The organism is Oligella sp. HMSC09E12 (assembly GCF_001808505.1).
In the GTDB taxonomy this organism is placed as follows: domain Bacteria; phylum Pseudomonadota; class Gammaproteobacteria; order Burkholderiales; family Burkholderiaceae_B; genus Oligella; species Oligella urethralis.
Genome location: NZ_KV793616.1, coordinates 1 through 11,294 on the forward strand (window position 1 = coordinate 1; position 11,294 = coordinate 11,294).

General features: G+C 36.6%; 10 protein-coding genes and 1 pseudogene. 3 read left to right on the forward strand and 8 right to left on the reverse strand.

Annotated elements, in window-relative coordinates:
• Positions 1 to 426 precede the first annotated feature (426 nt).
• Positions 427 to 1,374 carry a DNA cytosine methyltransferase gene (locus HMPREF3179_RS11710; RefSeq protein ID WP_070471392.1) on the forward strand — a complete coding sequence of 316 codons (948 nt, stop codon included), beginning with the start codon at positions 427 to 429 and terminating at the stop codon, positions 1,372 to 1,374.
• Here the strand turns inward: HMPREF3179_RS11710 and HMPREF3179_RS11715 are convergent.
• The 3 genes from HMPREF3179_RS11715 to galE all read right to left on the reverse strand — a co-directional run bounded on the left by HMPREF3179_RS11715 (position 1,371) and on the right by galE (position 4,680).
• Entirely contained in the window at positions 1,371 to 2,414 is a 1,044-nt protein-coding gene (locus HMPREF3179_RS11715; RefSeq protein ID WP_141743479.1) for a hypothetical protein, read from the reverse strand. The genes HMPREF3179_RS11710 and HMPREF3179_RS11715 overlap by 4 nt on opposite strands.
• A 7-nt stretch (positions 2,415 to 2,421) precedes the next feature.
• Entirely contained in the window at positions 2,422 to 3,549 is a 1,128-nt protein-coding gene (locus tag HMPREF3179_RS11720; protein ID WP_070471397.1) for a ParB/RepB/Spo0J family partition protein, read from the reverse strand.
• A 117-nt stretch (positions 3,550 to 3,666) separates the two neighbouring features.
• Positions 3,667 to 4,680, reverse strand: coding sequence for a UDP-glucose 4-epimerase GalE (gene galE, locus HMPREF3179_RS11725; protein ID WP_070471400.1), 1,014 nt, complete (start codon positions 4,678 to 4,680; stop codon positions 3,667 to 3,669).
• 123 nt (positions 4,681 to 4,803) lie between these two features.
• On the opposite strand from galE, the gene HMPREF3179_RS11730 reads away from it, so the two are divergent.
• On the forward strand, positions 4,804 to 6,084 hold the full coding sequence (locus tag HMPREF3179_RS11730; protein WP_018026264.1) for a sugar transferase: 1,281 nt from the start codon (positions 4,804 to 4,806) through the stop codon (positions 6,082 to 6,084).
• A 55-nt stretch (positions 6,085 to 6,139) separates the two neighbouring features.
• Positions 6,140 to 6,952 carry a glycosyltransferase gene (locus HMPREF3179_RS11735; protein WP_070471403.1) on the forward strand — a complete coding sequence of 271 codons (813 nt, stop codon included), beginning with the start codon at positions 6,140 to 6,142 and terminating at the stop codon, positions 6,950 to 6,952.
• 24 nt (positions 6,953 to 6,976) lie between these two features.
• Here the strand turns inward: HMPREF3179_RS11735 and HMPREF3179_RS11740 are convergent, their stop codons facing one another.
• The 5 genes and pseudogenes from HMPREF3179_RS11740 to HMPREF3179_RS11760 all read right to left on the reverse strand — a co-directional run bounded on the left by HMPREF3179_RS11740 (position 6,977) and on the right by HMPREF3179_RS11760 (position 11,122).
• Positions 6,977 to 7,804: a beta-1,6-N-acetylglucosaminyltransferase gene (locus HMPREF3179_RS11740; protein ID WP_018026262.1), complete on the reverse strand. Its 828-nt coding sequence runs from the start codon at positions 7,802 to 7,804 to the stop codon at positions 6,977 to 6,979.
• 82 nt (positions 7,805 to 7,886) lie between these two features.
• Positions 7,887 to 8,690 (reverse strand): annotated as a pseudogene (locus HMPREF3179_RS11745) (IS3 family transposase).
• Positions 8,691 to 8,695: 5 nt separating this feature from the next.
• On the reverse strand, positions 8,696 to 9,019 hold the full coding sequence (locus HMPREF3179_RS11750) for a transposase (RefSeq protein WP_070471405.1): 324 nt from the start codon (positions 9,017 to 9,019) through the stop codon (positions 8,696 to 8,698).
• Between the two features lie 26 nt (positions 9,020 to 9,045).
• A complete protein-coding gene (locus tag HMPREF3179_RS11755; protein WP_070471408.1) occupies positions 9,046 to 10,158 on the reverse strand; it encodes a hypothetical protein in 1,113 nt (370 codons plus the stop codon).
• Positions 10,148 to 11,122 carry a glycosyltransferase family 52 gene (locus tag HMPREF3179_RS11760; RefSeq protein ID WP_018026258.1) on the reverse strand — a complete coding sequence of 325 codons (975 nt, stop codon included), beginning with the start codon at positions 11,120 to 11,122 and terminating at the stop codon, positions 10,148 to 10,150. Before HMPREF3179_RS11760 ends, HMPREF3179_RS11755 begins: the two co-directional genes overlap by 11 nt.
• Positions 11,123 to 11,294: the final 172 nt, after the last annotated feature.

Below are 11,294 nucleotides of genomic sequence, written 5' to 3' on the forward strand. Positions count from 1 at the left end.
AACTGTCAGGGAGGAGCTTTTAAATATGTATATCGTTTACTCATTGGAGCAAGCTGAGTTGGTAGTCACCCAATGGCAATGGCAATGGCAATGGCAATGGCAATGGCAGTATAATAACGTACGGTCTAACATGGCTATAGGAGGTGTACCCCCGCGACTTAAAGCGGCTTAAAATCCATATCATTCCACTAAAAGGTGTTCCTAAAAATGGGGGGACTACAATACACTGCTGCCTACCAGCCTAACTCATACTTCGCAATACTTAGCGATGTGACCAGTACGTCGTCCTACTAGCTTATAAGGCACACTCACACCGGTCGCTTTTTCAGAGGCTTCAATAATCTATATCATCTTTCCCCTCTACTATAGCTAAGCTTTTATATAATTTACTTATTGCTATAATAAAGTACTTTTTATAGGAAAGAAATGACTACAGCAGTTTCTCTTTTTAGTGGATGTGGTGGCTCAGATATGGGGATACACCAACTCGGCATTGATGTATTAATGGCTAATGATATTATTCCTTACGCCCGTGATGTGTATTTGGCTAATTTACCAGAGACCGACTATTTACTTGAAGATATCTGTAACATCCAGAGTTTTCCTATGGCTGACCTCCTGATTGGCTGTTACCCATGCCAAGGTTTTAGCCAAGGAGGAATACGCAAAGCCGATAATAAGATCAATTATTTATATAGAGAATTTGCTCGTGCTTTAAACACGATCACGCCTAAAGCCTTCATTGTAGAAAATGTCAATGGCATGTTACGGTCAAACTACACACATCTTCTAGAAGATCAAATTAAAACATTTGAAGACGCTGGTTATAACGTAAAGTATCAAGTACTAAATGCAGCACACTATGGCGTACCACAAATACGTAAAAGAATATTTATTGTAGGCATTCGTAAGGATTTGGGTGTTCACTACGTTTTCCCCACTCCGCAGTATGGCCCTAAAGAAGAAAAGCCTTATCAAACCATACGACAAGCCCTTAAAGGCTTACCTGATTGGCCAAGTTCCGACGAGTACTATAGCTTACCTTTTCATTGGTACTATATGTCTCGTAACCGTCGACAAGATTGGGACGAGCCATCAAAGACCATTGTAAGTAACGCTCGCCACACTTTATTGCACCCTGTCAGCCCTAAGATGCAAAAGGTCAGGGCTGATGAGTGGCGTTTTGTTGAGGATAAGCCTGCACGTCGCTTCTCATATCGTGAATGTGGTGCTCTTCAGGGGTTTGGCAAGGATTTACTATTCCCCGAGACTCAAAGTGCGACACTTATGAACAAATACAAAGTCATTGGAAATGCCGTACCACCTGCACTATTTAAGGCAGTAGCTGCAGAATTACTTGATGTTTTATCTTAGATAAAACTTTCTTTCGTATTTATAAACTCTTCAATTTGAAGTATGATCTCTTCTGGAAGTTTTTTCGTAAGGGGTACTTCCAAAGCATGCATCGTTTTTAAAATACGGGTTCTATCAAAAATCACGGCATCATTATTGTGAACTACAAACCGTTCACGTTGGATATGGTCAAACCAATCATAAGGACTAAAATGAAAAAACTCATGCGCAATATCTAAGTTTAATATGCCTTTTAGGCGTGCCGGAGCAACCTCTTGTATTTTATCTTCAAACTGCGATATATCACTAGAGCAAGCACATTGCATGAAAATAACGGGGAGTTTGCCCCTTGTGTCATAGAGTTTATGAAAAACGATCAAGTCAATCCCTCCATCACCAGAGGTTGTTGAAAGTCGTCTTTCTTGAGTAGAAAGATATAAATCCTTAGAGATAGCTTTTAACTTTTCCAGCCTATTGCCAGTGTAAGCATTTACTCCACTAATACCTGCTCCTGATTGCTTAACAACCCATCCGCTTGATTCAGGAAAAAGGGCCTTAACCAACTCATAACATAAAAACTCAAATGCACTACGATACTCATTAGCTATACTCGTAGACTTAATATATTTTGCGTATAAAGCTAACAAAAAATAGGTATATACTTTTGCATACTCATGCTCAGGGTCAAACGTAATAGTACAAAAACCTCGCTGTGATACCTCTAATTCAAAAGGCCATATTTCTTGCCAATCGGATTGACGCTGCTGAAAACGCTTTGCTAAAAAGGAAATTATTTGACTTGCAGAAACTCTAGTAGGGTAAGCGTCAAAGTCGTCATGCTCATCAGTACCATCAAAGATAGACTCTGTGCCATCAAATGCAGAGTCGTCACCTTGTATGTTTAATAAATCACCAGTTGTCACTATTTTATCTTGATGACAAATGGCTCTTAACTCGAGGTGATCAAGAGATTCCCCTAAAAGTTTAGGAGACAATGAATGAATAGAATTTGCTTTGAATTTGTCCCCATCAAACCAGTTTAAGTCTGAAAGTGTTTCCATACCTAAATTAGCCCTCATTCTTACGCATAAAAGACTCAATTTCTTCGTGTAATGTGCGTAATTCCCGCCAAGCATCCCCTATTTCAACGACATGAGCATTAGTGAATGGACTCTCAATTTTCTTATTTAAAACATCTAGACGTATATCTTTCTCTAGTATTTTAAACTGCTCTATATCACGTCTTAATGTTTTAAGTAGCATTTCAAATGCTTCTATAGGCCCAGCACTTAAACGATAAGCAGATTCTAAATCATTTTTCTCTAAAAAATATTTAGTTGCTGATACACTACCTAAAACCTTATTTAGTTCTTTGAGCTTTCTAGACTCGGTTACTACTGTTTGACCATAATCATCTTGCTTAAACAGCCACCTAAATAAGTTTCTCCCATGCTCTTTATTAAAATTTTTAAGGCTGGTATCCGTTGCACTCTCTAGTCCCAAGTATTTATAAATATTTGCATAGCTTAATGCTGTATATATCAAACTAAAATCAACTTGAGATTGATCTACACCTTGTAGATCAAAGAAATTATTAGCTGCACCATGTTGGTTCCCTTCTAAATAGATAGCATAAGCAGCTAAATTACGACCAATGACTGGGCCTTGGCTACCCACATTTCTAGCTATAATACGATGAAGTTCTTGCTCCTCTTGCTCTGGATTCTGCTCTTTTACATGCTCATAGAGTTGGCTTAAATAAATTGATTTCTCTAGTGCACCCCATTTTTTATTACCTGTAATATGCTTATATCCAAGGTAAACCAAGGTCTCTTCACGATTTTCAAATAGTAAACAAGGCACTTGAGTGGGAATATGCTTTGCTTCTGCAATCGTTTGATGAAAAGATGCTCTTTTGGTTAACTCTCGGTTATTTATCAGTTTTAATGCAGCTAGACGCCGATTTCCCTCAGCGACATATTTTTTATCACCATCAGCATAGACGAGTAAAGGTTCACCTTGAAAAAAACCATTATCAGTGATGGAAACAACCAAATCCATTAACGATTCTTCGCGAATCATTAAATCAATGATCTCTGCATCACTCTTATTATCAACAGACATCGATGAAAAACGAGGATTATGTGGATCGAAACTCAATTCATCTATATCGAACTGAATAATTTCTTGACTCATTATCTGACTCATCTAAGAAAAAGGAACCAATTTAAACTAACATTAATGATGAAGTAGTTTAACATTATGTTAGCAACGCTGAAAAATAGATTTTAATTGCTTTCGTGGTAAGCCACCCTACTTAAACCCTTCCGGATTCCCTTTCTGCCAGTTCCAACTATGACGCATCATATCTTCCAATCCATAGTCTGCCTCCCAACCTAACTCCTTCTGCGCCTTGTCAGGATTAGACCAGCACTCAGCAATATCACCAGCCCGTCTTTCGACCAACTGGAAAGGCACTTTCTCACCAGTAGCCTCTTCAAATGCTTTAATAATCTGCAATACAGAGTAGCCCTGTCCAGTACCAAGATTCCAAACATGACAACCCGTTGACTGCTTCAAGTAGTCCAAAGCAGCTAGATGGCCCTTGGCCAAATCAACGACATGAATATAATCACGCACACCGGTACCATCAACGGTTGGATAGTCTGAACCAAAAACAGATAACTTTTCTAGTTTACCGATAGCTACTTGCGTCACGTAAGGCAAGAGATTGTTTGGAATACCGCTTGGATTTTCACCGATTAAACCACTTTCATGTGCACCAATGGGATTAAAGTAGCGCAATAAGGCTACTGAAAAATCAGTTTCTGCCACGACCAGATCCTGTAATATTCGCTCTACCATTAGTTTAGACATACCATAAGGATTGGTTGGCACACCCACCGGACAGTTCTCTGAAATCGGAATTTCTTCTGGATCACCATAAACCGTAGCGGATGAACTAAATACTAAACGCTTAACGCCTGCATCACGCATTGCTTCAAAAAGCACCACACTACCGCTGACATTGTTATCATAGTACTCAAGAGGCTTTTCAACACTTTCACCGACAGCTTTTAAACCTGCAAAGTGCACAACCGCATCGATCTGATGTTGTTTAAAAACACCATCCAGCAGGCGCCGATCACGTATGTCGCCCTCAATCATTAATGGTTTTTTTCCTGTGATCTCTTCGATGCGCTTCAAGACTAACGGTGAGCTATTACTAAAATTATCAATGATAACAACCTCATAGCCTGTTTGAAGCAACTCAACAACAGTATGTGAACCAATAAATCCGGCACCACCGGTGACAAGAACTTGCATGCTTATTTCCCTCGAATCATGGTTATTACAAATAATGATTTATAATCATACGACAAGCAAGCCGTGGTTGATAAATTTTAAAGATAAAACACACATTTGTAATATGATAGGGCTCCACTTACTATGGATATAAAACCACATAAACGACATTCAAAATGGTATGAGCGGTTTTTTTTTAGCACTACTACTCAGATTATTATCACAACGTTTATTTGTGCGATCCTGCCGGCCTGGATTTTGTGGGGAGAGCGCTTTTTTAATCATCCTGCAGCAACCGAAATCAACTCATTTTATGGTGTTATTGCCAGTAACATTTGTAGTCTAATCACGCTAAGAGTGCTTTTAAAGTTCCCTGGTAATAAGTCCAGTAGCTTTATTATCTCGACTGTTCTAGCTTGGTACACAGTATTAATTGTGGTCTTCTTGCTTTTTAGGCTTGAGTACTCACTCTACTTTCTTACATTTAGTTTAACTTTAACTCTTTTTTATGGTTTCTTAGGTTTTTTCTTCGGCAGGCGCTGGGCTACGCCTAAAATTGCTTTAATACCTTATGGACGTGCTGCTGATCTTGCATCTATACCAGGTGCTAGTTGGTACTTATTGAGAAACCCTGAAATTGAGGGTGAGCGGCGCTATAATATGATCGTTGCCGATTTGCACTCAAAAAAGCTAACCGCTGAATGGCAAAAATTTCTTGCATATTGTGTTTTGTCTGGTATGCCAGTATACAACTCGCACCAAATTGAAGAATCTCTAACAGGTCGCGTCAAAATTCGTCATATGCACGAGAATCAACTAGGATCACTGCTGCCCTCCCCTGTATACTCTGTCATCAAACGAATCACAGATATTGTTGCAGTGCTTATGGTTATGCCCATCGTTTTACCGATTATGCTCATTACAGCGATTGCTGTTGTTTTAGAAAGTAAGGGTGGCGCTCTTTTTATACAAAACCGCGTCGGTAAAGGCGGTAAAGAGTTTAAAATCTACAAATTTAGAAGTATGACCAAAGACTCGGAAAAAGATGGAGCTCAATTTGCCTCAGCTAATGATATGAGGGTTACCCGGATTGGAAAATTTATACGTAAAACACGTATTGATGAGCTACCTCAATTCTTTAATGTGCTCAAAGGTGATATGAGTCTGATAGGGCCGCGACCTGAACAAAAGGTTTTTGTCGATGCTTTTGAAGAGCAAATCCCCTTTTACAACTATCGTCATATCGTCAGACCTGGTATATCAGGGTGGGCACAGGTAACGCAAGGCTATGCTGCAGATGTAGATGACACACAAATTAAAGTCGAACATGATTTCTACTACATCAAGCACTTCTCACTGTGGTTAGATGTTTTAATTGTCTTTAAGACAATTAAGACTATGCTGACTGGATTTGGAGCGAGATAACATTACTGCTAAATGTTCTTTTCCTTATAAAAAGTTTTTATAGATAAATTAGATTATGAATTTTACAGTTTTAATGTCTTTATATATTAAAGAAAATGCATCCTATTTAAATGATTGCTTAAAAAGTTTAGAAAATCAAACGATGCCTGCCAATGAAATTGTTATCGTATTAGATGGGCCGATATCAATTGAATTGGAAAACGTTTTATTTAAATGGGAACAACAACTGCCTATAAAAAAAATCCCCCTAGAAAAAAATATTGGTCTAGGACGAGCATTGAATATAGGATTAAAACACTGTTCAAATGAATGGGTTTTCCGCATGGATACCGATGATATTTGTCTCCCGTCACGCTTTGAAGTTCAAGTTGAATATATACAAAAACATCCTGAAACTGTACTACTTGGTGGACAAATTAAAGAGTTTTCAACAACCCCAACTGAAGACATGTTCACACGCAAAGTACCTATAGGCTTTAAAAACATTTACAATTATGCAATTAAAAAAAATCCATTTAATCACATGACTGTAGCTTATAAAAAATCAAATATTTTGCAATTAGGCGGCTATCAGCATCATTTATTTATGGAAGACTACAACTTATGGTTAAGGGTTTTAGCCAATCACAAAAAAGTTGAAAACTTACCAAACACTCTAGTTTTGGTTCGCGCGGGTGATGCTATGTTATCTAGAAGAAGAGGAAAAATATATATTAAAAGTGAGTGGGAAATGTTTAAATTAAAAAAGTCTCTTGGATATCATGGCTGGACAAAGGGAATTTTGCTCTTCGTAGCTCGTGCCCTCCCACGGATTTTACCACCACAACTTCTCACTAAAATTTATAGATTACAACGCAAAATTGAATAAAACTCATATTTTTAAAGCTATGTTTTAGCTAATTTCCGAGGATTCTCTCAAATCATTATCATAAAATACCTCCATGGTAGCTTGATCAACTTTTCTAGCAAACCAGTACCCAACTTGAGATGATGTTTTTAATTCTGAAAGACTCAAAAAAACAGGACTAGAGCCTCTTTGATACGATGGATTAAATACGATAAATCTTTTATTTCCTTCAGTAGAAACCTTACTTGAAAGTTTGTTTTTTTCGACTAAATATTGAAAAAAATGTTCGTCTGGGCATAATTTTTTCTTAAAAAAACTTATGTCTTCAACTGATATAGATTCATAAAGAGTTAATAATTCAGCTCTTCTAATAGAGAACCATTGACTACCAAACTTGAATAGTCTATGACTAGGTAAAAACTTATCAAATAACTTAATTACTTGAGTATAAATTTTACCCAAAGGATGTCTTGTATATTTATTATCGGCATGAGGTACATCAAAACGCATTCTATAATTATGTCTTTTTGACTCCCTATACTCCATATAAATAGAGTCATCACTCCATGACAAATTTTCATTCAAAATGACATCATCTCCGCTTATCAAATGGAAAAACTCATTTTCGCTATCATGTTTTAAAGCAAAGCTAATTAAATTTAATGTAGCCTGAACCATACTGAAACCAGCCCACTTAACATCAACCCTTTTATCTATAAAAAAAACATTAGGACAACCTTTTACTGAAAGCTTCTCTAATGGTTTTTTCAGATCTAAATGTATATAAAAGTTATCATTTGGGTGGTTTCGAGCATATTCTAATAGCTTGTCTATTGGTTTATGAGTAAGTACTAAAAAACATTTTTTTTTCATAAATAATCCAGAAAGATAAAGCTTGAAGAAATTTAACTTCAATATATAGTTTTATGTAATGACCCAGCATAATTTTCACACTTTAAGCTGCTAATTGTTGATAAATCATACTCGGTGTTTTCATTTTAAGCGCCTGATGAGGGCGCTCTTCGTTGTAGTACTTAAATCATAAGTCTAAGCACCGCTTAGCCTCATCAACCGACCGCCAGTTATGTTGTTCAACACACTCCGTTTTAACAGTGCGAATGAACCTTTCAACCAGACCGTTTTGCTGTGGCGTGTGCGGTCGAATAAACTCCTGCTCAAACCCATAGCGTTTAGCCGCTTTGGTATAGAGTTTGGGCGTAAAGACCAGTCCATTATCGCTTCTGAGGACAATGCGCTCTCGTGGTGCCATCAGGCTACCCGAGCGATATATGAGAGCCTCCTCTAATGCCGCCTCAGCGGCTTTAGCATCACCCTTAGGGCTAAGTGACCAACCCAAGAGTTCGCGCGTATGGCAGTCCATGACAAGCGTTAGAGCGCACCAACCGTTGTGTGAGCCACACCATACTCGGCACGTATCCGTCGACCAACGCACATCAGGTGCTGACGTCACCGAGGTCTTGTTCTGTACCCGTGGTCTCGCACCGCTAGCCCGTTGCCGAAGCTGCCAACCCTTAAGCTGAAAGATACGTTGAATGGTGTTCCTGCTCTCACCCAACGCCCAAGCAACCCTTCGGTAACCGGCGTGGGGAAACGCATTAATGAACCGTTTAACACGCGCAGCAAGGTGTTCGTTCACCTTGGGTGCCGACTTAACTGCTCGGTAGTAAAAACTACGACGAGACACGCCTGACCACTTACACGCTTGACTGATGGTCACCGGATCCCCTTCTTGCGCCATCTCGTCTAGAAGTCCTTGCAACTGCCGGGGGTTGATTCGAGATGACGCTGTAGCTTTTTTATAAACTTAATCTCCAACATCGCCTCACCATACGCCTCTCTGAGCTCACGTAATTGCGCTTCGTATTGCTCGGCAACATCCTTAGGCTTGGCACGTAAGGAGTTCTCCATGCCGGCCTTTGCATCCTCTAGCCATTGCTCAATATCTCGTTGCAAAAGGTCATATCGTCTTGAGACCTCTGCAACGGTAATCTGCCCAGCAAAGATCTGCATGAGCAATTCAGATTTGTGCTTGGCGGTCCAACATTTGATAGCAGGTTCTAAAGTCATGTTGTACTCCATGTGTTAGAGCAACTTTAACATGTACAGTTATTCTCTGGGTCACTATATTTAACTACAGCAGTTTTATTATTCTTATATCTAACTAACAGTAGTAATTGAAATAAAACTACGTCAAAATATGTAAAAAGACCCATCTGATCTAAAAAATATCTCCCATAAACTATTAAAGATAAAACAATTAAAGTTAAGTTTCGACTTGATAGTATATAAATCAAAATCAGGATAGCCATCAAAGTATGAAGTATGCCATACCTACTATGTCCTGTAATAAATGAATTATGAGGATTTCTTTCAAACTCAACTATTAGCTGACAACACTCGTCAAAATTTCTGCCTAAAATGATAGATTTAAAATCGATACGATCCAAATACTCTATCAGAAACAACGTTCTATCAGAGCTAAATCCTCGTGAAAAATTAGATGACGTTTGTATTTTTTCGAGTAATTCCCAAAAAAAACTACTAGTAAAAAAATATACTAAAGAAAAAACAAAAAGAAAAATCAACAATTTTGAGTTACGTTGATAAATTGCATATAAAAGCAACGCTGAGGATAACAAAATCCCGCTTCTTCCATATAAAAAATAACAGCAAACAAAAGTAATTATATAAACTAATAACGGTTGTTTTTCGTTGCTTTTTTCATGTGAAATACCTACGTTAATCGCTAAAAAAATTAATATCCCACTTAAATAATTCCTGCTAGAACCTTCAAAGACCACATTGTATGCCTCATCATCTTCAAAGCCTATTGAAAAAAACAAATAAGTTAGATATAAAACATATAAAAAATAAATTAGTTTCGATAACGCTCTAGTGTCCTTGATTTTAAAAACCAATAAATATGCTATTAATAATGAAATCACTCCGTATTGCAGATTATACAAAGCAATATAAAAAGTAACTCCTTGACTAAATACGCTAGCAACAAAGAATAGTGTAAATATTGAAAATAAAATCAAAAGTTTATTTAGAGAAACTTTAGAATAATTTAAAATCAATCCAAATAAAAAATAACCAATAGCAAAATAACCAGCTAAAAAATAATAATCCCTTACCTTTATATAAAAAAACACTAAGATAAAAATAAATAATATGCTTATTTGACTTAAACGTTCAATTTTCATTATTTTTCTCTAAGTCTATTGTCACACACCCTGACTTTGTAGAAAGAAGTTCAACAACATCAGTCAACGTCTTACTAAGTAAATTAGAATACACCGGATAAATAGTAATACCCGGAATATTTAACAAATTAAATTGGGCGCTACTCGCAAAGCCATACAGGTTAATTTGTTTATATTTTTCTCTTAAAGAGTAAATTTGTTCTTCAGCAATTAAAAGCGAGTCTTCAATACTTTCAATATTGATTTTTCTTTGGTCCCTAGGATGAGGAATATAAATCCATTCCACATTACTATTCTCTATAAAATTTCTAACTTTTTCCCATAGTAAATCTGCATTACTCTTCTTATTTACAACATCTTCATACATGGTACCAAGAAAAATGTTTATTTCTCCATGAGTTGCTCGATTGTTTTTTTTAAAATCCAACAACTGAAGAGTCTCTGTTCTATCGACAACATTTTGAAACTCAGGATAAATTGTGTAATGTTTTTTTAGTTTTGACTTAACTTTTTCTAGTGTAAACCTGTTGCCTAATATATAGTTGACCACTTTTAAAATAAAACCTCTGAATATCCCTCTCTCAACACCCGTAAAAAAAGTACTATTAATAAAAATATTAGCAGTTCCATCATCAAATGTAACTAACTCCTGACAATCCACAAAAGATAATACATAATGAACAAGTGTATCGTCGATACTTCCTATATACACATTAAATTTTTTATTCTTTAATATTTTTCTTAAATGAGTAACCGTGGCTAAAGAGCGATTAGTTTTAATATAGTCTCCAAGATACATTCCATTAGACAACTTAGAAAAATAATAATAATTTTTATTATTATCAGTTAATGCTATATAAATGAGAATGCAGTCAGACTTATCCAACCCTTCATGACTTATGATTTTTTCTGCAATAAGACTTTGCAAAGGCGTTGTACAGACAAAAAGGCTTTTAATTTTCATACTTTTTCACTAGTTTAATTAATCAAAAAATTAAAAATTCATATAAACAACTGCAAAATCTAAATTAATATTTGAAATCATTATTGTTTTATCGTAATTGAATAATAATTATTATTAAAAACATAATGCATTTAACATATATTGTAGTCCCCCCATTTTTAGTAGCAATTTT

Coding starts and splice junctions, on each gene's coding strand:
- HMPREF3179_RS11710 (WP_070471392.1), top strand. CDS start 427: ATGACTACAGCAGTTTCTCTTTTTAGTGGATGTGGTGGCTCAGATATG.
- HMPREF3179_RS11715 (WP_141743479.1), bottom strand. CDS start 2,414: ATGGAAACACTTTCAGACTTAAACTGGTTTGATGGGGACAAATTCAAA.
- HMPREF3179_RS11720 (WP_070471397.1), bottom strand. CDS start 3,549: ATGAGTCAAGAAATTATTCAGTTCGATATAGATGAATTGAGTTTCGAT.
- galE (WP_070471400.1), bottom strand. CDS start 4,680: ATGCAAGTTCTTGTCACCGGTGGTGCCGGATTTATTGGTTCACATACT.
- HMPREF3179_RS11730 (WP_018026264.1), top strand. CDS start 4,804: ATGGATATAAAACCACATAAACGACATTCAAAATGGTATGAGCGGTTT.
- HMPREF3179_RS11735 (WP_070471403.1), top strand. CDS start 6,140: ATGAATTTTACAGTTTTAATGTCTTTATATATTAAAGAAAATGCATCC.
- HMPREF3179_RS11740 (WP_018026262.1), bottom strand. CDS start 7,804: ATGAAAAAAAAATGTTTTTTAGTACTTACTCATAAACCAATAGACAAG.
- HMPREF3179_RS11750 (WP_070471405.1), bottom strand. CDS start 9,019: ATGACTTTAGAACCTGCTATCAAATGTTGGACCGCCAAGCACAAATCT.
- HMPREF3179_RS11755 (WP_070471408.1), bottom strand. CDS start 10,158: ATGAAAATTGAACGTTTAAGTCAAATAAGCATATTATTTATTTTTATC.
- HMPREF3179_RS11760 (WP_018026258.1), bottom strand. CDS start 11,122: ATGAAAATTAAAAGCCTTTTTGTCTGTACAACGCCTTTGCAAAGTCTT.